The organism is Streptomyces sp. NPDC048270, from assembly GCF_040652335.1.
GTDB lineage: Bacteria > Actinomycetota > Actinomycetes > Streptomycetales > Streptomycetaceae > Streptomyces.
This window is the reverse complement of record NZ_JBEZLV010000005.1, coordinates 123851-144592: the sequence shown is the minus strand read 5'-3', so window position 1 is coordinate 144592 and position 20742 is coordinate 123851. Positions and strand designations below refer to the sequence as shown.

Genomic DNA, 20742 nt, shown 5'->3' with positions numbered 1-20742 from the left:
CGAGGCCCAAGATCCAGCCCCGCCGGCGTTTGAGGCGCGGGGGTCCGGGGGCGGAGCCCCCGCCGGGGCCTGGGGCGGAGCCCCGGGACGGGGGCCCGGGGGCGGAGCCCCCGGTTTCGGGAAGGGGCGGGGCGGGGAAAGCCCCGCGCAGCGGCCCCACCCCCACGCGTCAGCCGATGTCCGGCGGATCGATCCGCACCCGCACCGCATCCCCCACGGGAACCCCCCGCGCCATCCGCGCCGCCTGCGCCGCCTTCAGGGCCGCCGCCAGCGCCGCCCCGCTCCCCGGCGGCACCCGCACCAGCGCCCGCTCCCCCGGCGAAGCCTCGCCCCGCCGCCCCGGCAACGGCACCGGCCCCAGGATCTCCGCGTCCGCCGGCAGCCCGGCCCCGGCCAGGAAGGCCTCCACCGCCTCGCCCCGGCCGGCCACCGCCGCCATCCGGGACACCGGCGGGAACCCGAGCTGGGCCCGCTCCGCGAGCTCCCGTACGGCATGCCCCACCGGGTCCCACCGCACCAGCGCCTGCACCGGCCGCAGCGTCGGCTCCGCGACCACGACGACCTGCCCCTCCCCCCGTACCAGGGAGGCGGCCGCGATCCAGCGCCGCAGCGCGTCCTCCCCGGCCCGCAGGTCGGGCCGGGTCAGCATGGCCCAGCCGTCGAGCAGCAGCGCCGCCGCGTACCCGGCGCCCGCCGCGACCGGCTCCGCCCCGGGGGTGCTCACCACCAGCGCCGGCCGGTCCGGCACCTCGTCCAGGACGTGGTCGCGCCCGGAGGTCCGGACCGGCACGGCCGGGAAGGCCCGCCCGAGTTCCTCGGCCGTCCGCCGCGCGCCGACCACCTGGGCCCGCAGCCGGAAGGACCCGCACTCCTCGCAGTGCCAGGACGGCTCCGGCCGCCCGCACCAGCCGCATTGCAGGTCCCGCGCGTCGGGAGCCTCCAACGGCCCGGCGCACGCCGTGCAGCGGGCCGGGGTACGGCACCGCTCGCACGCCAGCCGGGGCACATAGCCGCGGCGCGGCACCTGGACCAGCACGGGCCCGGTCCTGAGCCCCTCCCGTACGGTCTCCCACGCCAGGCTCGGCAGGCGCGCGGCCCGGGCCGCCCCGTCGCGGGCCAGCAGCTCGTCGCCCACCGTCCGGATCCGGGGGGCGCACTGCCGCACCGTCTCCCGGTCGGCGACCAGCGGCCGCGCCCAGCCGGACTCGACGAGCTGGGCGGCCTCCACGGTGCAGCTCGTGCTGCCGGCCAGGAACCCGCAGCCGTCGTTGACCGCGCGCAGTTCCAGGACCTCGCGGACGTGCGGGAAGGGGGCGTTGTCGTCGCTGTGGCTGGAGTCCCCGTCGTCCCAGACGGCGACCAGCCCGAGGTCCCGTACGGGGGCGAACATCGCCGCGCGGGTGCCGACGACGGCCCGCACCGAGCCCCGGCTCACGGCCAGCCACTGCCGGTAGCGCTTCTCCGGCCCGGACTCGGCGGTCAGCAGCGCGTGCCGCCCCTCGCCGAGCAGGGCGGTGAGGGCGGCGTCCACCCGGGCGGCGGTGCGCCCGTCGGGCACCACGGCGAGGGCTCCGCGCCCGGAGGCGAGGGTGGCGGCCATGGCGCGGGCCAGCTCGTCGGCCCAGCCCGGGCCGGGCAGGGCGGTCCAGACGGCGCGCGGAGCGGCGCCGGTGGCCAGGGCCCGCAGGAAGGCGGGCCCCGAGCCGTACCGCTGCCAGCCGGCGGGCTCGGGGGCGGCGGGCGCGGGCAGCGGCTCCGGTGAGGGCTTGGCCTCGGCCCGGGCGTTGCGCGGGGGCAGGGCGAGCTGGAGCACGTCGGCCAGGCTGCCCGCGTACCGGTCGGCGACGGCCCGGGCCAGGGCCAGCATGCGCGGGCTGAGCACCACCTCGGGCGAGACCACGTGCGCGAGGGCGGCCAGCGCCCCGTTGTAGTCGGACTCGGCGCGCCGCTCGACGATGAAGCCGTCGATGAGGCCGCCGCCCTCGCGGCGGCCGCCGTGCACCTGGTGGGAGCCGGCTCCGAAGCGGACCCGGACGCGGACACCGGGCTGCGCGGCCTCCGAGAGCTCGGCGGGGACCGCGTAGTCCCAGAGCTGGTCGAGGTGGAGCACGCCCTTGTTCACGAGGATGCGGGCGACAGGGAGTTCCTCGGCAAGGGCGGCGCCGCGCCAGGTGCGTGGCTTCGCCTTGGGCGCCTTGGCCTTCGCCTCGGCGACCATCTCCCGGATCAGCGCCAGCTGCTCCGGCGGGGAATCGTTCGCGCTGCTCACATCAGCATTCTTACCAAAGACCACTGACACTCCGGGCATGCGAACGGCCCCGGACCAAGGGTCCGGGGCCGTTCGGCTCGAGCGTGGTGTCTACAGGCCGGCGGCCGCGCGCAGCGCGTCCACGCGGTCGGTGCGCTCCCAGGTGAAGTCCGGCAGCTCGCGGCCGAAGTGGCCGTAGGCGGCGGTCTGGGCGTAGATCGGGCGCAGCAGGTCGAGGTCGCGGATGATCGCGGCCGGGCGGAGGTCGAAGACCTCGGCGATGGCCTCCTCGATCTTCTGCGTCTCCACCTTGGCGGTGCCGAAGGTCTCGACGAACAGGCCGACGGGCTCGGCCTTGCCGATCGCGTAGGCGACCTGGACCTCGCAGCGCGAGGCGAGGCCGGCGGCGACCACGTTCTTCGCGACCCAGCGCATCGCGTACGCGGCGGAGCGGTCCACCTTCGACGGGTCCTTGCCCGAGAAGGCGCCGCCGCCGTGGCGGGCCATGCCGCCGTACGTGTCGATGATGATCTTGCGGCCGGTCAGGCCGGCGTCGCCCATCGGGCCGCCGATCTCGAAGCGGCCGGTCGGGTTGACCAGCAGGCGGTAGCCCTCGGTGTCCAGCTTGATGCCGTCCTCGATGAGCTGGGCCAGCACGTGCTCGACGACGAACTCGCGGATGTCGGGAGCGAGCAGCGAGTCCAGGTCGATGTCCGAGGCGTGCTGCGAGGAGACGACCACGGTGTCGAGGCGGACGGCCTTGTCGCCGTCGTACTCGATGGTGACCTGGGTCTTGCCGTCGGGGCGCAGGTACGGGATGGTCCCGTTCTTGCGGACCTCGGACAGCCGGCGGGAGAGCCGGTGCGCCAGGTGGATCGGCAGCGGCATCAGCTCGGGGGTCTCGTCGCAGGCGTAGCCGAACATCAGGCCCTGGTCGCCGGCGCCCTGCTTGTCGAGCTCGTCCTCGTCGCCCTCGACCCGCTTCTCGTAGGCCGTGTCGACACCCTGTGCGATGTCCGGGGACTGCGCGCCGATGGACACCGAGACGCCGCAGGAGGCGCCGTCGAAGCCCTTCTTCGAGGAGTCGTAGCCGATCTCGAGGATCTTGTCGCGGACGAGCTGCGCGATCGGCGCGTAGGCCTTCGTCGTCACCTCTCCCGCGATGTGCACGAGACCCGTGGTGATGAGGGTCTCCACGGCGACACGCGAGGTGGGGTCCTCGGTGAGGAGGGCGTCGAGGATCGTGTCGCTGATCTGGTCAGCGATCTTGTCAGGGTGGCCCTCGGTGACGGACTCCGAGGTGAACAGACGACGGGACACAACGCTCCCTGGGGTTGCAGCGGCTGCTGGCTGATCATTTGTTGGAACCACACCAGAGGCTGCGCCTGATCACGTTCCGACTGCAGTTTATCGGTTGCCACCGTTCGCCGGTCCACCCGTCTCGCCTTATGGGAGGCGTGTGACCTGCGGCACTCCATTCTGGCGCACGGAGGTGGCGAGGAGAAGGGAAGCGGGTCAGGCGCGTCGCGCCGACAGGCGCGCCCCCACCTGGTCCCATACCCGTTCCGCGAGGGCTTCCTTCGGACCATAGGGAACGGGGAGTTCGGAACCGTCCGAGTCCAGGATCACAGCCTCGTTATCCTCCGAACCAAAGGTCTTGGTCTCGCCCACTTCGTTCACGACGAGGAGGTCGCAGCCCTTGCGCCGGAGCTTGGCGCGCCCGTTGGCGAGGACGTCGTCGGTCTCGGCGGCGAATCCCACGACGACCTGGCCCTCCCGGGCCCGGTCGGCCGAGAGCTCGGCGAGGACGTCGGGGTTGCGCACGAGGGCGACCGGCGCGGGCTCCTGACCGTCCTTCTTCTTGATCTTCCCGCCCGCGTACTGGGCGGGCCGGAAGTCCGCGACGGCCGCGGCCATCACCACGGCGTCGGCGTCCGCCGCCGCCTTGAGGACCGCCTCCCGCAGCTGCAGGGCCGTCCCCACGCGTACGACGTCCACCCCGGCCGGGTCGGCGAGCGCGGTGTTGGCCGCCACGAGGGTGACCCGGGCTCCGCGCGCGACGGCGGTGCGGGCGAGGGCGTACCCCTGCTTGCCGGAGGAGCGGTTGCCGAGGAAGCGGACGGGGTCCAGGGGCTCCCGGGTACCGCCCGCGCTGACCACCACGTGCCGTCCGGCGAGGTCCGGACCGGCCGCTCCGCGGGCCAGGACGCTGCGGCACACCTCGAAGACCTCCTCGGGGTCGGGCAGCCGGCCCTTGCCGGTGTCCTTGCCGGTCAGCCGGCCCACGGCGGGCTCGATGACCACGGCCCCGCGGCGCCGCAGGGTGGCGACGTTCTCCTGGGTGGCCGGGTGCTCCCACATCTCGGTGTGCATCGCGGGCGCGAAGACCACCGGGCAGCGGGCGGTGAGCAGGGTGTTGGTGAGCAGGTCGTCGGCGAGCCCGTGGGCGGCCTTGGCCAGCATGTCGGCGGTGGCCGGGGCGACCACGACGAGGTCGGCGCTCTGCCCGATGCGCACGTGCGGCACCTCGTGGACGGTCTCCCACACCTCCGTGGAGGCGGGGTACCCGGAGAGCGCGGCCCAGGTGGCCTCGCCGACGAAGTTCAGGGAGGCCGCCGTGGGCACCACCCGGACCTCGTGCCCGGACTCGGTCAGCCGACGCAGCAGCTCGCACGCCTTGTAGGCGGCGATTCCACCGCTCACCCCCAGCACGACCTTGGGCTTAGCCATCCGTACACATCCCTTCGACAAGCTCGAACAAGCTCGACAGTACCCATGACACACCACAGGCCCGGCAGAAGGTCTGCCGGGCCTGTGGCGAAGGAATGCTCGGTGCCTTACTGAGCCGGGGCCTCGATGGCCTCGGAGGTCAGCAGACCCGCGTTGATCTCGCGCAGCGCGATCGAAAGCGGCTTCTCGTGGACGTGGGTGTCCACCAGCGGGCCGACGTACTCGAGCAGGCCCTCACCGAGCTGCGAGTAGTACGCGTTGATCTGACGCGCGCGCTTGGCCGCGTAGATCACGAGGCTGTACTTCGAGTCCGTGGCCTCGAGCAGCTCGTCGATCGGCGGGTTGATGATGCCCTCGGGCGCAGTAATGGAAGAGGACACGCTCTACCTTCCGAAGATGGGAAAAAGATCGTTGCCGATCAGGTGGTGACCGATCGACTCGAAAACGGCGATCGACGATCAGACAACGTTCATCAAGGCTAGCAGCTCACGTGCTACGTCCTCGACGGAGGTGTTGACAAGGGTGGTGTCGAACTCGGATTCGGCAGCGAGTTCGATCTTGGCCGCGCCGAGCCTGCGCTCGATGACCTCGGCCGATTCCGTGCCCCGGCCGGTGAGCCGGCGGACCAGCTCGTCCCAGCTCGGCGGAGCCAGGAAGACGAGCTGGGCGTCGGGCATCGACTCGCGGACGAGCCGTGCGCCCTGGAGGTCGATCTCCAGCAGTACCGGCTCGCCGTTGTCCAGGCGTTCCAGCACCGCGCCGCGCGGTGTGCCGTAGCGGTTGCCCGCGAACTCGGCCCACTCCAGCAGCTCGCCGTTGGCGATCAGCTTGTCGAACTCGTCGTCGTTGACGAAGAAGTACTGGACTCCGTGTCGCTCACCGGGCCGCGGCTTGCGGGTGGTGGCCGACACCGAGAGCCAGACCTCGGGGTGGACCTTGCGCATATGCGCGACGACCGTGCTCTTGCCGACCCCCGAAGGGCCGGAGAGCACGGTCAGCCGCGGACGAACCTCTGCTGCCATAGAGCGATTATCCAGGTTCCAGAGACTGCCTGAGAACGCCGGAAGGACTCCGGGCGACGCGTCAGCCGGCAGGAGTGCCGAACTCACGCTCCAGAGAGGCGATCTGGTTGGAGCCGAGACCTCGGACACGCCGGGATTCGGAGATGCCGAGGCGCTCCATGATCTGCTTGGCGCGCACCTTGCCCACGCCAGGCAGGGACTCCAGCAGGGCGGAGACCTTCATCTTGCCGATGACGTCGTTCTCCTGGCCCGTCTTGATGACCTCCTGGAGGGAGGCGCCGGAGTGCTTGAGTCGATTCTTCACCTCGGCCCGCTCCCGGCGAGCCGCGGCGGCCTTTTCGAGCGCGGCTGCGCGCTGTTCAGGGGTAAGGGGCGGAAGAGCCACGCCTACGTCACCTCGGATGTCGAACTGTCGGATACGGACCGGTGGGGAACCCAAGGGCACCACACCTGGCGAGGTCCCGAACAGCGGTATTGCTCGTTCGCTGCGCGTTCACTCTGCTCGGAGACTAGCGGCCATGGCCGCTCCAGTCAGCGAGAACGGACGAAAAGTCCTGGTCAGCCTCCACTGAACCGTACATCACGGACAAAATACCCCTGTTTTGTCCGGTGAAAGCCGTTCGAATTTCGTCAAAGCTTCCGGAGTTCCTGGTCCGCGCGGCGACGTCAGTGACGCACGTCACTCATTTACGCGGCCACGGCGGCGCGGATCTCCTCCGCGAAGGCGCCCGCACTGGCCCGCAGCGCCGCGACGTCCGGCCCGTGCTTCAGCACGCCCCGCGACACGTTCGGCACGACGTTGCGCACGGCCTTGCCGAACACGCGCGGCAGATCCGCCGCCGTCGCCCCCTGCGCGCCGATCCCCGGCGCCAGCAGCGGCCCGTTGATGTCCAGGTCGAAGGAGGACAGGTCGCCCAGCGTCGCGCCGACCACGGCCCCGAAGGAGCCCATCGGCTCGGCGCCCGCGTTCTCGGCCGCCAGGTGCGCCAGCATCGTCGCCCCGACCGACCGGCCGTCCGCGCGGACCGCCCGCTGGACCTCCGCGCCCTCCGGGTTCGAGGTCAGCGCCAGCACGAACAGGCCCGCCCCCGACTCCCGCGCCAGCGCCACCGCGGGCTCCAGCGAGCCGTAGCCCAGGTACGGGGAGACCGTCAGGGCGTCGGAGAAGAGCGGCGAGGCGGGGTCCAGGAAGGCCGAGGCGTACGCGGCCATGGTCGAGCCGATGTCTCCGCGCTTGGCGTCCATCACGACCAGGGCGCCCGCGGCGCGGGCGTCCGCGACGGCCCGCTCCAGGACCGCGACGCCCCGCGAGCCGAACCGCTCGAAGAAGGCGGCCTGCGGTTTGAAGACCGCCACCGTGTCCGCCAGCGCCTCGACGACCGTGCGGGAGAACCGCTCCAGGCCCGCCACGTCGTCGTCCAGGCCCCACTGGGCCAGCAGCGCCGCGTGCGGGTCGATGCCCACGCACAGCGGGCCGCGGGAGTCCATCGCCTCGCGCAGGCGGGTGCCGAACGGGGTCACAGTGCTCACTTCGCGGCCTTTCGGGTCTCGGCGCCCACCGCTTCGGCGAGCGACGCGTACGGGCTGTTGGCCAGGCGCGCCGCCAGGCCCTTGTGGATGGCGCGGGCGTAGAACGGGCCCTCGTAGATGAAGGCGCTGTAGCCCTGGATCAGCGTCGCGCCGGCCAGGATCCGCTGCCAGGCGTCCTCGGCGCTCTCGATGCCCCCGACGCCGACGAGGACCAGCCGGTCCCCCACACGGGCGTACAGGCGGCGCAGGACCTCCAGCGAGCGCTCCTTGACCGGGGCGCCGGACAGGCCGCCGGTCTCCTTGACCAGCCCGGGCGGCGAGGTCAGCCCGAGGCCCTCGCGGGCGATGGTGGTGTTCGTCGCGATGATGCCGTCGAGGCCGAGCTCCAGGGCCAGGTCGGCGACCGCGTCGACGTCCTCGTCCGCGAGGTCCGGGGCGATCTTGACCAGCAGCGGGACCCGGCGGTCGGTCACGACCCGGTCCGCGGCCTCGCGCACGGCCGACAGCAGCGGGCGCAGCGACTCGGTGGCCTGCAGGTTGCGCAGTCCCGGGGTGTTCGGCGAGGAGACGTTCACGACGAGGTAGTCGGCGTGCCGGGCGAGGCGCTCGGTCGAGGCGACGTAGTCCGCCACCGCCTCGTCCTCGGGCACGACCTTGGTCTTGCCGATGTTGACGCCCACGACCGTCCTGAAGACGGGAGTGCGGGCGGCCAGGCGCGCGGCGACGGCTGCCGAGCCCTCGTTGTTGAAGCCCATCCGGTTGATCAGCGCGCGGTCCGGCACCAGCCGGAACAGCCGCTTCTTCGGGTTGCCCGGCTGCGCCTCGGCGGTGACGGTGCCGATCTCGATGTGGTCGAAGCCGAGCATCGACATGCCGTCGATGGCGACGGCGTTCTTGTCGAAGCCGGCCGCCAGGCCGAAGGGGCCGTGCATCCGCAGGCCGAGGGCCTCGGTGCGCAGCTCCTTGAAGCGCGGGGCGAGCCAGGCCGCGACGAAGGTGCGCAGCACGGGCACGCGGGCGGCCAGGCGGATCCAGCGGAAGGCCAGGTAGTGGGCCTGCTCCGGGTCCATGCGCTTGAAGACGAGGTGGAAGAACAGTTTGTACATCGTCCGAAATATCCCTTGTGCGCTCATGAAAGGGGGGACACCGGTCGCTGTGCCGGTGCCCCCCTTTCGTACGGGCTGCTAGTCGCGGGCGGCGGTCAGGTGCTCCGCGTGCTCCTGGAGGGAGCGGACGCCCACGTCGTCGTGGCCCAGTGCCTCGATGCCCTGGACGGCCGCGGCGAGGGCCTGGACCGTGGTCAGGCACGGGACGCTGCGCGCCACGGCCGCCGTGCGGATCTCGTAGCCGTCGAGGCGGCCGCCGGTGCCGTACGGGGTGTTGACGATCAGGTCGACCTGTCCGTCGTGGATCAGCTGGACGATGGTCTTCTCGCCGTTCGGGCCCTCGCCCTCGCTGAGCTTGCGCACCACGGTGGCGTTGATGCCGTTGCGGCGCAGCACCTCGGCGGTGCCGGAGGTGGCCATCAGCTCGAAGCCGTGGGCGACGAGCTCGCGCGCCGGGAAGATCATCGAGCGCTTGTCGCGGTTGGCGACGGAGATGAACGCGCGGCCCTTGGTGGGCAGCGGGCCGTAGGCGCCGGCCTGCGACTTGGCGTAGGCGGTGCCGAAGACGGCGTCGATGCCCATGACCTCGCCGGTGGAGCGCATCTCCGGGCCGAGGACCGTGTCCACGCCGCGGCCGTGGATGTCGCGGAAGCGCGACCACGGCATCACGGCTTCCTTGACGGAGATCGGCGCGTCGATCGGCAGGGTGCCGCCGTCGCCGGTCTTCGGCAACATGCCCTCGGCGCGCAGCTCGGCGATGGTGGTGCCGAGCGAGATGCGGGCGGCGGCCTTGGCGAGCGGGACGGCGGTCGCCTTCGAGGTGAAGGGGACGGTCCGGGAGGCGCGCGGGTTGGCCTCGAGGACGTAGAGGATGTCGCCCGCCATCGCGAACTGGATGTTGATCAGGCCGCGTACGCCGACGCCCTTGGCGATGGCCTCGGTGGAGGCGCGCAGACGCTTGATGTCGAAGCCGCCGAGGGTGATCGGGGGCAGCGCGCAGGCCGAGTCTCCGGAGTGGATGCCGGCTTCCTCGATGTGCTCCATGACGCCGCCGAGGTAGAGCTCGGTGCCGTCGTAGAGGGCGTCGACGTCGATCTCGATGGCGTCGTCGAGGAAGCGGTCGACCAGCACGGGGCGGGTCGGGGAGATCTCGGTGGACTCGGCGATGTACGCCTCCAGCCGGGTCTCGTCGTAGACGATCTCCATGCCGCGGCCGCCGAGCACGTAGGAGGGGCGGACCAGGACCGGGTAGCCGATCTCGTCGGCGATGGCCTTCGCACCCGTGAAGGTGGTGGCGGTGCCGTGCTTGGGGGCGGGCAGTCCGGCGTCGGCGAGGACCTGGCCGAAGGCGCCGCGGTCCTCGGCGGCGTGGATGGCCTCGGGCGAGGTGCCGACGACGGGCACGCCGTTGTCCTTGAGCGCCTGCGCCAGGCCGAGCGGGGTCTGGCCGCCGAGCTGGACGATGACGCCGGCGATGGGGCCGGCCAGCGACTCGGCGTGGACGATCTCCAGCACGTCCTCGAGCGTCAGCGGCTCGAAGTACAGGCGGTCGGAGGTGTCGTAGTCGGTGGAGACGGTCTCCGGGTTGCAGTTGACCATCACGGTCTCGTAGCCGGCGTCGCTGAGCGCGAAGGAGGCGTGGACGCAGGAGTAGTCGAACTCGATGCCCTGGCCGATGCGGTTGGGACCGGAGCCCAGGATGATGACCGCGGGCTTCTCGCGCGGGGCGACCTCGGACTCCTCGTCGTAGGACGAGTAGAAGTACGGGGTCTTGGCGGCGAACTCGGCGGCGCAGGTGTCGACCGTCTTGTAGACCGGGCGGACGCCGAGCGCGTGCCGGACCTCGCGGACGACGTCCTCGCGCAGGCCGCGGATCTCGGCGATCTGGGCGTCGGAGAAGCCGTGGCGCTTGGCCTCTTCGAGCAGCTCGGGGTGCAGCTTGTCGGCGGCGGCCAGCTCGTCCGCGATCTCCTTGATGAGGAAGAGCTGGTCGACGAACCAGGGGTCGATCTTCGTGGACTCGAAGACCTCCTCCTGGGTGGCGCCGGCGCGGATGGCCTGCATGACGGTGTTGATGCGGCCGTCGGTGGGGCGGACCGCGGTGGCGAGCAGCTCGGCCTTGTCGCCGGGCTCGCCGACGAAGGTGAACTGCGAGCCCTTCTTCTCCAGGGAGCGCAGGGCCTTCTGGAGCGCCTCGGTGAAGTTGCGGCCGATGGCCATGGCCTCGCCCACCGACTTCATGGTGGTGGTGAGGGTGGCGTCGGCGAGCGGGAACTTCTCGAAGGCGAAGCGCGGGGCCTTGACCACGACGTAGTCGAGGGTCGGCTCGAAGGAGGCCGGGGTCTTCTCGGTGATGTCGTTGGGGACCTCGTCGAGCGTGTAGCCGATGGCCAGCTTGGCGGCGATCTTGGCGATCGGGAAGCCGGTCGCCTTCGAGGCGAGCGCCGAGGAGCGCGAGACGCGCGGGTTCATCTCGATGACGATGACGCGTCCGTCGACCGGGTCGATCGCGAACTGGATGTTGCAGCCGCCGGTGTCGACGCCGACCTCGCGGATGATCGCGATGCCGATGTCGCGCAGCCGCTGGTACTCGCGGTCGGTGAGGGTCATCGCCGGGGCCACGGTGATCGAGTCACCGGTGTGGACGCCCATCGGGTCGAAGTTCTCGATGGAGCAGACGACGACCACGTTGTCCTTGGTGTCGCGCATCAGCTCGAGCTCGTACTCCTTCCAGCCGAGGATGGACTCCTCCAGGAGCACCTCGGTGGTCGGGGAGAGCGTGAGGCCCTGGCCGGCGATGCGGCGCAGCTCCTCCTCGTTGTGGGCGAAGCCGGAGCCGGCGCCGCCCATGGTGAAGGAGGGGCGCACGACGACGGGGTAGCCGCCGAGGGTCTCGACGCCCTGGATGACGTCGTCCATGGAGTGGCAGATGACCGAGCGGGCGGACTCGCCGTAGCCGATCTTGGCCTTGACGGCCTCGACGACGCCCTTGAAGAGGTCGCGGTCCTCGCCCTTGTTGATGGCCTCGACGTTGGCGCCGATGAGCTCGACGCCGTACTTCTCCAGCACACCCTGCTCGTGCATGGAGATCGCGGTGTTGAGCGCGGTCTGGCCGCCGAGGGTGGGGAGCAGCGCGTCGGGGCGCTCCTTGGCGATGATCTTCTCGACGAACTCGGGGGTGATCGGCTCGACGTACGTGGCGTCGGCGATCTCCGGGTCGGTCATGATCGTCGCCGGGTTGGAGTTCACCAGGATGACCCGCAGGCCCTCGGCCTTGAGGACGCGGCAGGCCTGGGTGCCGGAGTAGTCGAACTCGGCGGCCTGGCCGATGACGATCGGGCCGGAGCCGATGACCAGGACGGACTGGATATCGGAGCGCTTAGGCACGATCGGCCTCCATCAGGGTGACGAAACGGTCGAAGAGGTACGCGGCGTCGTGCGGGCCGGCAGCCGCCTCGGGGTGGTACTGGACGCTGAAGGCCGGCTGGTCGAGCAGCTGGAGGCCTTCGACGACCTGGTCGTTCAGGCATACGTGGGAGACCTCGGCGCGGCCGTAGGGGGTCTCGGAGACCTTGTCGAGGGGCGCGTCGACGGCGAAGCCGTGGTTGTGCGCGGTGACCTCGACCTTGCCGGTGGTGCGGTCCTGCACCGGCTGGTTGATGCCGCGGTGGCCGTACTTCAGCTTGTAGGTGCCGAAGCCGAGGGCGCGGCCCAGGATCTGGTTGCCGAAGCAGATGCCGAAGAGCGGCGTCCTGCGCTCCAGGACGCCCCGCATGACGGCGACGGGGCCGTCGGCGGTGGCCGGGTCGCCCGGGCCGTTGGAGAAGAACACGCCGTCCGGGTTGACCGCGTACACGTCCTCGACGGTCGCGGTGGCGGGCAGCACGTGCACCTCGATGCCGCGCTGGGCCATCCGGTGCGGGGTCATGCCCTTGATGCCGAGGTCGACGGCGGCCACGGTGAACTTCTTCTCGCCGATGGCGGGGACGACGTACGCCTCCTTGGTGGCGACCTCGGCGGAGAGGTCGGCGCCGCTCATCTCGGGGGCCTGGCGGACCTTGGCGAGCAGCGTCCCGTCCTCGGCGATCGCGTTGCCGGAGAAGATGCCGACGCGCATGGCGCCGCGCTCGCGCAGGTGGCGGGTCAGGGCGCGGGTGTCGACGCCGCAGATGCCGACGACGCCCTGCGCGACGAGCTCCTCGTCCAGCGACCGCTGGGAGCGCCAGTTGGAGGGGACGCGGGCGGGGTCGCGTACGACGTAGCCGGCCACCCAGATGCGGGAGGACTCGGGGTCCTCGTCGTTGACGCCGGTGTTGCCCACGTGCGGGGCGGTCATCACGACGACCTGGCGGTGGTACGACGGGTCGGTGAGGGTCTCCTGGTAGCCGGTCATGCCGGTGGAGAACACGGCCTCGCCGAAGGTCTCCCCGTGGGCGCCGTAGGCGCGGCCGCGGAAGATCCGACCGTCCTCCAGGACAAGTACGGCGGGAGTTTTGGCTGCTCCCCTGGTGGAGGTCGTCATCGTTCGGCGCCTTCCGTCGTGATGGTTGAGTCGGATGAGTTCATGCGGTTGATCGCCTCGACCCAGGCGGCGTGCTCGGCCGCGCGGTCGGAGCGGAATCCGGAGTCGATCAGCTTGTCACCGTGCGCCCAGGTGACGACGAGCAGACCGCCCTCGGTGAGTACCTTGCCCGCGATTCCCTTGTCGAGGCGGGCGCCGCGCAGCTGCGCGGCCGGTACGAAGAAGTCGTTGGCCCCCGGACGGACCACGTCGAGGCCCGCGTCGGTGAGCGTGAGCTCGACCCGGCTGCGCAGCCCCAGCCCGTGGGCGACGATCCGGTCGAGCCACTGCCCGGCGGTGGTGGACCCGTGGTACCGGCCGGTCAGGGCCAGCCGGTGCGCGGGGAGGCCGTCGGGGGCGGCGGGCAGCTCCGGCAGATCGTTCTGCAGAGCGCCGCGCCATTTCCAGCCCTGCCGCATCAGCCAGTACACGAACGCGATGAAGACGGCCAGGCCGATCACCCACGCGATGCGGGCGCCGACACTGGTCACCTCCGCCGACTGTCGCACCGAGGCCTCGGCGGCCAGTTGGATTACTGCAGGTGTCACGCCAGTTTCCCGTCCACGACCGTTGCCCGGCCCCGCAGGAAGGTGTGAGTGACGCGCCCCGGCAGCTCACGGCCCTCGTAAGGCGTGTTGCGGCTGCGGGAGGCGAAGTGTGCGGGGTCCACGACACCACGGTACGAGGTATCGACCAAGGTCAGGTTCGCGGGTTCACCTGCCGAGACGGGACGGCCGTGGTTCTCCAGGCTGCCGATGCGCGCCGGGGCGAAGGACATCCGCTCGGCGACACCCGCCCAGTCGAGCAGTCCGGTCTCCACCATCGTCTGCTGGACGACGGAGAGCGCGGTCTCCAGGCCCACCATGCCCATGGCGGCGGCGGCCCACTCGCAGTCCTTGTCCTCGTGCGGGTGCGGGGCGTGGTCGGTGGCGACGATGTCGATCGTGCCGTCGGCGAGCGCCTCGCGCAGGGCCAGGACGTCGCGCTCGGTGCGCAGCGGCGGGTTGACCTTGTAGACCGCGTTGTAGGAGCGGACGAGCTCGTCGGTGAGGAGCAGGTGGTGCGGGGTGACCTCGGCGGTGACGTCGATGCCGCGGGACTTGGCCCAGCGGACGATCTCGACGGAGCCGGCGGTGGAGAGGTGGCAGATGTGCACGCGGGAGCCGACGTGCTCGGCGAGCAGGACGTCGCGGGCGATGATCGACTCCTCGGCGACGGCCGGCCAGCCGCCCAGACCCAGCTCGGCGGAGACGACGCCCTCGTTCATCTGGGCGCCCTCGGTCAGCCGCGGCTCCTGGGCGTGCTGGGCGACGACGCCGCCGAAGGCCTTCACGTACTCCAGGGCGCGGCGCATGATCACGGCGTCGTCGACGCACTTGCCGTCGTCGGAGAAGACGGTCACGCGGGCGGCGGAGTCGTGCATGGCGCCCAGCTCGGAGAGCTGCTTGCCCTCCAGGCCGACGGTGACGGCGCCGATGGGCTGCACGTCGCAGTAGCCGGACTCCTTGCCCAGGCGCCAGACCTGCTCGACGACGCCGGCGGTGTCGGCGACCGGGAAGGTGTTCGCCATGGCGAAGACGGCGGTGTAGCCGCCGGAGGCGGCGGCGCGGGTGCCGGTCAGGACGGTCTCGGAGTCCTCGCGGCCGGGCTCGCGCAGGTGGGTGTGCAGGTCGACGAGGCCGGGGAGGAGGACCTGGCCCTCGGCCTCGATCACCTGGGCGCCGTCCGCCGAGAGGCCCTGTCCGACCTCGGCGATGGTCTCGCCGTCGATCAGGACGTCCTGCGCCTCGCCGCCGAGTACCTTCGCGCCACGGATAAGGATCTTGCTCATGGTTACTTGGTCTCCTCGGTGCGCGCGGCGGGGGTGGTGGTGACGGCGGGCTCGGAGCCTCCGAGCAGCAGGTACAGGACGGCCATCCGGGTGGACACTCCGTTGGCGACCTGCTCGACGGCCGTGCAGCGGTCCGAGTCGGCGACCGCGGCGGTGATCTCCATGCCGCGGTTCATCGGGCCGGGGTGCATCACGATGGCGTGCTCGGGCATCCTCGCCATGCGGTCGCCGTCGAGCCCGTACCGGCGGGAGTACTCGCGCTCGGTCGGGAAGAAGGCGGCGTTCATGCGTTCGCGCTGCACACGCAGCATCATCACCGCATCGGACTTCGGCAGCACCTCGTCCAGGTTGTACGAGACCTCGCACGGCCAGCTCTCGACGCCGATCGGCACCAGCGTCGGCGGGGCCACCACGGTGACCTCGGCGCCGAGGGTGTGGAGCAGCTGGACGTTGGAGCGGGCGACCCGGCTGTGCAGGACGTCGCCGACGATGGTGATGCGGCGCCCGTTCAGGTCCTTGCCGAGGCCTGCGTCCCGGCCGACCAGGCGGCGGCGCATGGTGAAGGCGTCCAGCAGGGCCTGGGTGGGGTGCTCGTGGGTACCGTCGCCGGCGTTGACCACGGCGGAGTCGATCCACCCGGAGGTCGCGAGCCGGTAGGGGGCGCCGGAGGCGTGGTGGCGGATGACGACGGCGTCGGCGCCCATCGCCTCGAGGGTCAGGGCGGTGTCCTTCAGGGATTCGCCCTTGGAAACCGAGGAGCCCTTGGCGGAGAAGTTGATGACGTCGGCGGAGAGCCGCTTGGCGGCCGCCTCGAAGGAGATCCGGGTGCGGGTCGAGTCCTCGAAGAAGAGGTTGACGACCGTCAGGCCGCGCAGGGTGGGCAGCTTCTTGATCGGCCGGTCCGCGACACGGGCCATCTCCTCGGCGGTGTCGAGGATCAGGACGGCGTCGTCGCGCGTGAGGTCGGCGGCCGAGATGAGGTGGCGCTTCATCTGGATGGCTCCGTAGGTCAGGAGGGCAGGCGGGGATCGGGGCAGGGCAGGCTTCGGCGCGGACCCCCCGCGGGGGCCCGGTTCACTCGAACGGGCTACTGCCCGGCTGCCTGGGGGGTCCGCTGGCCGAGCAGCACGGCGTCACGGCCGTCCTCCTCCTGGAGCTGGACCTTGACGGTCTCCCGCAGCGACGTGGGGAGGTTCTTGCCGACGTAGTCGGCACGGATGGGGAGCTCGCGGTGGCCGCGGTCGACGAGGACGGCCAGCTGCACGGCGCGCGGGCGGCCGAGGTCGCCGAGGGCGTCGAGGGCGGCGCGGATGGTGCGGCCGGAGAAGAGCACGTCGTCGACGAGGACCACGAGGCGGCCGTCGATGTCGTCACCGGGGATCTCGGTGCGGCCGATCGCGCGGGCGGGCTTCATGCGCAGGTCGTCGCGGTACATGGTGATGTCGAGGGAGCCGACCGGGATCTTCGTGCCGGTGATCTCTTCGAGCTTGGCGGCCAGCCGGCGGGCGAGGTACACACCGCGGGTGGGAATGCCGAGGAGCACCACGTCGTCGGCGCCCTTGGCGCGTTCGACGATCTCGTGGGCGATGCGGGTCAGGACCCGGGCGATGTCCTGCGCCTCCAGTACGGGGCGCGCGGCATCGGCGATCTGGTCGGGCTGGGCCTGCGCGTTCTGAGCGTCCATGAAAAGGACCTCCTTCTCCGCCTCACGGGACGGACCTTAAAGGACGTCTGATGTACGCGTCCCACGGTACCAGGAGGCCGCGGGCGGGCCGCACCCGGCCTCCCCGGGAGGGCTCCCGGAACCCCCTCGGGGACCACCCCCGAGGGGGCGGTGGAGACCATTCGGCTTGACGCATCCAAGTAACGCTGCGTAACCTCACAGTGAGTTACCAGCCGCGCGGCGGAGCCGCACGTAGTTACGTAGTCGCAGTGTCCAAGCCGTCACAGCGTCACAGCGTCCGGGAGCGTTATGTCCAGCGAATACGCCAAACAGCTCGGGGCCAAGCTCCGTGCCATCCGCACCCAGCAGGGCCTTTCCCTCCATGGTGTCGAGGAGAAGTCCCAGGGCCGGTGGAAGGCCGTGGTGGTCGGTTCCTACGAGCGCGGGGACCGCGCCGTGACCGTCCAGCGCCTTGCCGAGCTGGCGGACTTCTACGGGGTGCCGGTGCAGGAGCTCCTGCCGGGCACGACTCCGGGCGGAGCGGCCGAGCCGCCGCCGAAGCTGCGTCTCGACCTGGAGCGCCTGGCGGGCGTGCCCGCCGAGAAGGCCGGTCCGCTCCAGCGCTACGCGGCAACGATCCAGAGCCAGCGCGGCGACTACAACGGCAAGGTGCTGTCGATCCGCCAGGACGACCTGCGCACCCTGGCCGTCATCTACGACCAGTCCCCCTCGGTCCTGACCGAGCAGCTGATCAGCTGGGGCGTGCTGGACGCCGATGCCCGTCGCGCCGTGGCGCACGAGGACATCTAGCCCCGTCCAGTCCCAGCAGAAACGTTTACCGGCGGGTGCCGGGAGCCCAGCAGGCTCCCGGCACCCGCCGTTTTCGCGTGGCGCACCCGGCCGCGGGACCTGCCCGAGGCCGCCGCACGCACGACGGAGGGGCCGCAGCGTCCGCTGCGGCCCCTCCGTTGAGCCGAATCCGCCGCAGACTACTGGCGGCGCAGGTTCGGCTTCAACTCCTTGAAGCGGGCCAGCAGCCCGTTCACGAACGACGGGGAGTCGTCCGTCGAGAACTCCTTGGCCAGCTGGACGGCCTCGTCGATCGCCACGGCGTCCGGGGTCTCGTCCACCCAGATCAGCTCGTAGGCACCGAGCCGCAGGATGTTCCGGTCCACGACCGGCATGCGGTCGAGTTCCCAGTCCACGGCATAGGTGACGATCAGGTCGTCGATGCGGTTCACCTTGTCGGCGTACCCCTCGACGAGGTCCATCGTGAAGGCGCTGACCGGCGGCTGCCGGTCGTCCGACCGAGCGTGGCGGATCCAGTCCGCGAGGACCTCGCGCACGGGCACCCCGCGCTGGTCGGCCTCGAACAGGATCTGGAAAGCGCGCTTGCGCGCGTTGCTCCGGGCAGCCACGGTTAGCTGTTCACCCGGCCGAGGTAGTCGCTGGTGCGGGTGTCGACCTTGATCTTCTCTCCGGTGGTGACGAAGAGCGGGACCTGGATCTCGTGACCGGTCTCCAGGCGCGCCGGCTTGGTGCCACCGGTGGAGCGGTCGCCCTGGACGCCCGGGTCGGTGTGCTCGATGACCAGCTCGACGGCGGCCGGGAGCTCGACGTAGAGCACCTCGCCCTCGTGCTGGGCGACGGAGGCCGTGAAGCCCTCGATCAGGAAGTTGGCGGCGTCGCCGACAGCCTTCTTGTCGACCATCAGCTGGTCGTAGGTCTGCATGTCCATGAAGACGAAGTACTCGCCGTCCATGTACGAGAACTGCATGTCACGCCGGTCGATCGTGGCGGTCTCGACCTTCGTGCCGGCGTTGAAGGTCTTGTCGACGACCTTGCCGGAGAGCACGTGCTTGAGCTTGGTGCGCACGAAGGCCGGGCCCTTGCCGGGCTTGACGTGCTGGAACTCGACGACGGACCAGAGCTGGCCACCGTCGAGCTTGAGCACCATGCCGTTCTTGAGGTCGTTCGTGGAAGCCACGGTTGCGGAATCTCCTGCACTGGAAGACCACGGGTGCGCGCACAGCCCGGCGACGGGCTAGAGCGCGAGCAGCTCCTTGGTCGTAATGGTGAGTAGCTCGGGACCGCCGTCCGCCTCGGGGCGCACGACGAGCGTGTCATCGATCCGGACACCTCCCCGGCCCGGGAGGTGAACCCCCGGTTCGACGGTGACCGGCACGCAAGCGTCCAGTTTACCCATTGCCGTAGGTGCAAGCTGCGGGTCCTCGTCGATTTCGAGACCGACGCCGTGTCCGGTCCACGGCGCGAGGGCCTCACCGTGGCCCGCGGAGTCCAGTACGGAGCGCGCGGCGTGGTCCACGTCCCGGTACGCGGCGCCCGGCACGAGGGCCTCCCGCCCGGCCCGCTGGGCGGCGAAGACCAGGTCGTACAGCTGGATCTGCCAGTCCGCGGGAGTGGTGCCGATCACGAAGGTGCGGCCGATCTCGCAGCGGTAGCCGCGGTAGCCGGCGCCGAGGCAGACGGTCAGGAAGTCGCCCTCCTCCACCCGCCGGTCGGAGGGCCGGTGCCGGGAGCGGCCGGAGTGCGGGCCGGTCCCGACGGAGGTCGGGAAGGCGGGCCCGTCCGCCCCGTGGTCGACCAGGCGCCGCTCCAGCTCCAGGGCGAGGTGGCGTTCGGTGCGTCCGACGAGGATGGACTCCAGCAGCTCCCCGAGGGCCTGGTCGGCGATCTCGGCGGCGATCCGCAGGCAGGCGATCTCCTCCTCGTCCTTGACGAGGCGCTGCTGCTCCACGGCGTTGCCGAGGTCGGACAGGCGCAGCTTGGGCGCCACGGAGCGCAGGGCCCGGTGCCGGGCCACGGTGAGGTGGTGCTCCTCCACCGCCAGCGAGTCGGCGCGGACGGCCGCCGCCAGGTCGCCGGCCGCGACGGCCGGGTCCCCTCCGGGGCTCGCCAGCAGGGACACCTTGAGGTGTTCGTCGAGGCGCCCCTCGTCGGCCTCGCCGGTGGGCGCGTTGACGCAGAACATCACGTCCTCGGTGGGCCCGACGAGGAGTACGGCGCCGAGCGGGGACGCCCCGGAGAGATAGCGGACGTTCGCCGGACGCGTGATCAGTGCGGCGGCGTTCCCCGCGGCGGCGCAGCGGTCGCGAAGCGTGCCTCGTCGGGCGGCGTACACGTCTGACATGTCTTCGAGCGTACGAGCGCCGGGCGGCTCCGGCCTGGCGAGCGCGTCCGGACGTGCGCCGCCGCCGCCGGGGGCCTGCCCCGACGGCGGCGGCCGCGCCTTCCGGGACCGTCAGGCCAGCGCCCGCGCCAGGGCCTCGTCGAGGGCCCTGGCCGTGCCCTCGACGTCGAGGTGGGAGTTGTCGATGATCGGCAGGCCGGATCCGTACCAGCCCGCCATGCGGCCGTGGATGCGCGCGACCTCCTCGTCGGAGAGCCGGCGGTTGCCGGAGCGGGCCGCGTTGCGCTCCAGGACGATCTCCAGCCCGGGCAGCAGCACCACCGGCAGCAGCGCGGGGCCCACGTGCCGCTTCCAGCCTCCGAGGCCCACGACGGGCCGGTCCGGGAAGACGGCGTCGTCGAGGATGCAGGAGATCCCGTTCGCCAGGTAGTTGCGGGCGGCGAACCCGCAGGTGCGGCGGGCGAGGCGGTACTGCGCCTCGGAGTGCTCGTTCCAGCCCGCCTGGGGGTCCGCGAAGCCCGAGCAGACCCACTCCCGGACGTCGTCCAGGCTGATGTGGGCGGTGGCCACGGGCCGGGTGCTCGCCCAGTGCCGGGCCACGGTGGTCTTGCCCGCCCCGGCCGGGCCGATCAGCAGCACCGCGAGCGTGGCCGCTCCGGTGCCCGCCACCGCGGGCGGCAGCGGTATGTGGCCCGTGGCCTCCGGCACCGGCGGTATCCCCGCCGGCTGGGCCGCGGGCGCCTGGTGCGACGCCTGCGGAGGCGGCGGCGGGGACCCCGGCCAGCCCTGCGCAGGGGGTATCGGCGGCTGCGGCGGCGCTGCCGGGTGCTGCCCCGACTGCCCCCAGCCCGCGCCCCCGCTCCCCACTCCTTGCTGCATCCGGTGCAACTCCGTCTCGTT

The 20742-nt window shown here is 71.6% G+C and carries 19 protein-coding genes; 1 reads left to right on the top strand and 18 read right to left on the bottom strand.

Going from position 1 to position 20742, the window contains the following annotated elements; genetic code table 11:
• Nucleotides 1-169: 169 nt before the first annotated feature.
• From AB0D66_RS07460 to pyrR, 14 genes are all read right to left on the bottom strand, one after another.
• The gene (locus AB0D66_RS07460) at nt 170-2308 is read right to left on the bottom strand and encodes a primosomal protein N' (protein ID WP_362298035.1); all 2139 of its coding nucleotides are present in this window, start codon (nt 2306-2308) and stop codon (nt 170-172) included.
• 51 nt (nt 2309-2359) lie between these two features.
• Nucleotides 2360-3568, bottom strand: coding sequence for a methionine adenosyltransferase (metK, locus tag AB0D66_RS07455; RefSeq protein ID WP_362298032.1), 1209 nt, complete (start codon nt 3566-3568; stop codon nt 2360-2362).
• A gap of 195 nt (nt 3569-3763) precedes the next feature.
• On the bottom strand, nt 3764-4978 hold the full coding sequence (coaBC, locus tag AB0D66_RS07450) for a bifunctional phosphopantothenoylcysteine decarboxylase/phosphopantothenate--cysteine ligase CoaBC (RefSeq protein ID WP_362298030.1): 1215 nt from the start codon (nt 4976-4978) through the stop codon (nt 3764-3766).
• A 107-nt stretch (nt 4979-5085) separates the two neighbouring features.
• Entirely contained in the window at nt 5086-5358 is a 273-nt protein-coding gene (rpoZ, locus tag AB0D66_RS07445; RefSeq protein ID WP_004948662.1) for a DNA-directed RNA polymerase subunit omega, read from the bottom strand.
• A 78-nt stretch (nt 5359-5436) separates the two neighbouring features.
• Complete coding sequence (gmk, locus tag AB0D66_RS07440; RefSeq protein WP_362298028.1) at nt 5437-6000, bottom strand: guanylate kinase; 564 nt, start codon at nt 5998-6000, stop codon at nt 5437-5439.
• Between the two features lie 61 nt (nt 6001-6061).
• On the bottom strand, nt 6062-6385 hold the full coding sequence (locus AB0D66_RS07435) for an integration host factor (RefSeq protein ID WP_008740406.1): 324 nt from the start codon (nt 6383-6385) through the stop codon (nt 6062-6064).
• Nucleotides 6386-6687: 302 nt separating this feature from the next.
• The gene (gene pyrF, locus AB0D66_RS07430; protein WP_362298025.1) at nt 6688-7530 is read right to left on the bottom strand and encodes an orotidine-5'-phosphate decarboxylase; all 843 of its coding nucleotides are present in this window, start codon (nt 7528-7530) and stop codon (nt 6688-6690) included.
• Nucleotides 7527-8636: a quinone-dependent dihydroorotate dehydrogenase gene (locus AB0D66_RS07425; protein ID WP_362298022.1), complete on the bottom strand. Its 1110-nt coding sequence runs from the start codon at nt 8634-8636 to the stop codon at nt 7527-7529. The genes pyrF and AB0D66_RS07425 overlap by 4 nt, the downstream gene beginning before the upstream one ends.
• 78 nt (nt 8637-8714) lie before the next feature.
• A complete protein-coding gene (gene carB, locus AB0D66_RS07420) occupies nt 8715-12023 on the bottom strand; it encodes a carbamoyl-phosphate synthase large subunit (protein ID WP_362298019.1) in 3309 nt (1102 codons plus the stop codon).
• Complete coding sequence (carA, locus tag AB0D66_RS07415; RefSeq protein ID WP_362298016.1) at nt 12016-13158, bottom strand: glutamine-hydrolyzing carbamoyl-phosphate synthase small subunit; 1143 nt, start codon at nt 13156-13158, stop codon at nt 12016-12018. Before carA ends, carB begins: the two co-directional genes overlap by 8 nt.
• Nucleotides 13155-13745, bottom strand: coding sequence for a hypothetical protein (locus AB0D66_RS07410; RefSeq protein WP_362298013.1), 591 nt, complete (start codon nt 13743-13745; stop codon nt 13155-13157). The genes carA and AB0D66_RS07410 overlap by 4 nt, the downstream gene beginning before the upstream one ends.
• Nucleotides 13742-15028, bottom strand: coding sequence for a dihydroorotase (locus AB0D66_RS07405; RefSeq protein ID WP_362298010.1), 1287 nt, complete (start codon nt 15026-15028; stop codon nt 13742-13744). Before AB0D66_RS07405 ends, AB0D66_RS07410 begins: the two co-directional genes overlap by 4 nt.
• A 2-nt stretch (nt 15029-15030) precedes the next feature.
• Entirely contained in the window at nt 15031-16020 is a 990-nt protein-coding gene (locus tag AB0D66_RS07400; protein ID WP_362298007.1) for an aspartate carbamoyltransferase catalytic subunit, read from the bottom strand.
• A 95-nt stretch (nt 16021-16115) separates the two neighbouring features.
• Nucleotides 16116-16712 (bottom strand): bifunctional pyr operon transcriptional regulator/uracil phosphoribosyltransferase PyrR, encoded by a 597-nt coding sequence (pyrR, locus tag AB0D66_RS07395; RefSeq protein WP_362298004.1) that lies wholly within the window; start codon nt 16710-16712, stop codon nt 16116-16118.
• Nucleotides 16713-17000: 288 nt separating this feature from the next.
• Between pyrR and bldD the strand changes: the two genes are divergently transcribed.
• On the top strand, nt 17001-17501 hold the full coding sequence (bldD, locus tag AB0D66_RS07390; RefSeq protein ID WP_007263032.1) for a transcriptional regulator BldD: 501 nt from the start codon (nt 17001-17003) through the stop codon (nt 17499-17501).
• A 179-nt stretch (nt 17502-17680) separates the two neighbouring features.
• Here bldD and nusB read toward each other — a convergent pair whose 3' ends face one another.
• The 4 genes from nusB to AB0D66_RS07370 all read right to left on the bottom strand — a co-directional run bounded on the left by nusB (nt 17681) and on the right by AB0D66_RS07370 (nt 20721).
• A complete protein-coding gene (gene nusB, locus AB0D66_RS07385; protein ID WP_362297999.1) occupies nt 17681-18109 on the bottom strand; it encodes a transcription antitermination factor NusB in 429 nt (142 codons plus the stop codon).
• A 2-nt stretch (nt 18110-18111) separates the two neighbouring features.
• Entirely contained in the window at nt 18112-18678 is a 567-nt protein-coding gene (gene efp / locus AB0D66_RS07380) for an elongation factor P (RefSeq protein WP_048477874.1), read from the bottom strand.
• 57 nt (nt 18679-18735) lie between these two features.
• Nucleotides 18736-19842, bottom strand: coding sequence for an aminopeptidase P family protein (locus tag AB0D66_RS07375; RefSeq protein WP_362297995.1), 1107 nt, complete (start codon nt 19840-19842; stop codon nt 18736-18738).
• Between the two features lie 111 nt (nt 19843-19953).
• Entirely contained in the window at nt 19954-20721 is a 768-nt protein-coding gene (locus AB0D66_RS07370; protein ID WP_362297992.1) for an AAA family ATPase, read from the bottom strand.
• Nucleotides 20722-20742: the final 21 nt, after the last annotated feature.

What these genes read in the sequence shown, in the direction of transcription:
- AB0D66_RS07400 (WP_362298007.1), bottom strand. Translation starts at nt 16,020, where the DNA reads ATGAAGCGCCACCTCATCTCGGCCGCCGACCTCACGCGCGACGACGCC.
- AB0D66_RS07425 (WP_362298022.1), bottom strand. Translation starts at nt 8,636, where the DNA reads ATGTACAAACTGTTCTTCCACCTCGTCTTCAAGCGCATGGACCCGGAG.
- coaBC (WP_362298030.1), bottom strand. Translation starts at nt 4,978, where the DNA reads ATGGCTAAGCCCAAGGTCGTGCTGGGGGTGAGCGGTGGAATCGCCGCC.
- AB0D66_RS07375 (WP_362297995.1), bottom strand. Translation starts at nt 19,842, where the DNA reads ATGTCAGACGTGTACGCCGCCCGACGAGGCACGCTTCGCGACCGCTGC.
- pyrR (WP_362298004.1), bottom strand. Translation starts at nt 16,712, where the DNA reads ATGGACGCTCAGAACGCGCAGGCCCAGCCCGACCAGATCGCCGATGCC.
- AB0D66_RS07370 (WP_362297992.1), bottom strand. Translation starts at nt 20,721, where the DNA reads ATGCAGCAAGGAGTGGGGAGCGGGGGCGCGGGCTGGGGGCAGTCGGGG.
- bldD (WP_007263032.1), top strand. Translation starts at nt 17,001, where the DNA reads ATGTCCAGCGAATACGCCAAACAGCTCGGGGCCAAGCTCCGTGCCATC.
- gmk (WP_362298028.1), bottom strand. Translation starts at nt 6,000, where the DNA reads ATGGCAGCAGAGGTTCGTCCGCGGCTGACCGTGCTCTCCGGCCCTTCG.
- AB0D66_RS07405 (WP_362298010.1), bottom strand. Translation starts at nt 15,028, where the DNA reads ATGAGCAAGATCCTTATCCGTGGCGCGAAGGTACTCGGCGGCGAGGCG.
- AB0D66_RS07460 (WP_362298035.1), bottom strand. Translation starts at nt 2,308, where the DNA reads ATGCCCGGAGTGTCAGTGGTCTTTGGTAAGAATGCTGATGTGAGCAGC.
- carA (WP_362298016.1), bottom strand. Translation starts at nt 13,158, where the DNA reads ATGACGACCTCCACCAGGGGAGCAGCCAAAACTCCCGCCGTACTTGTC.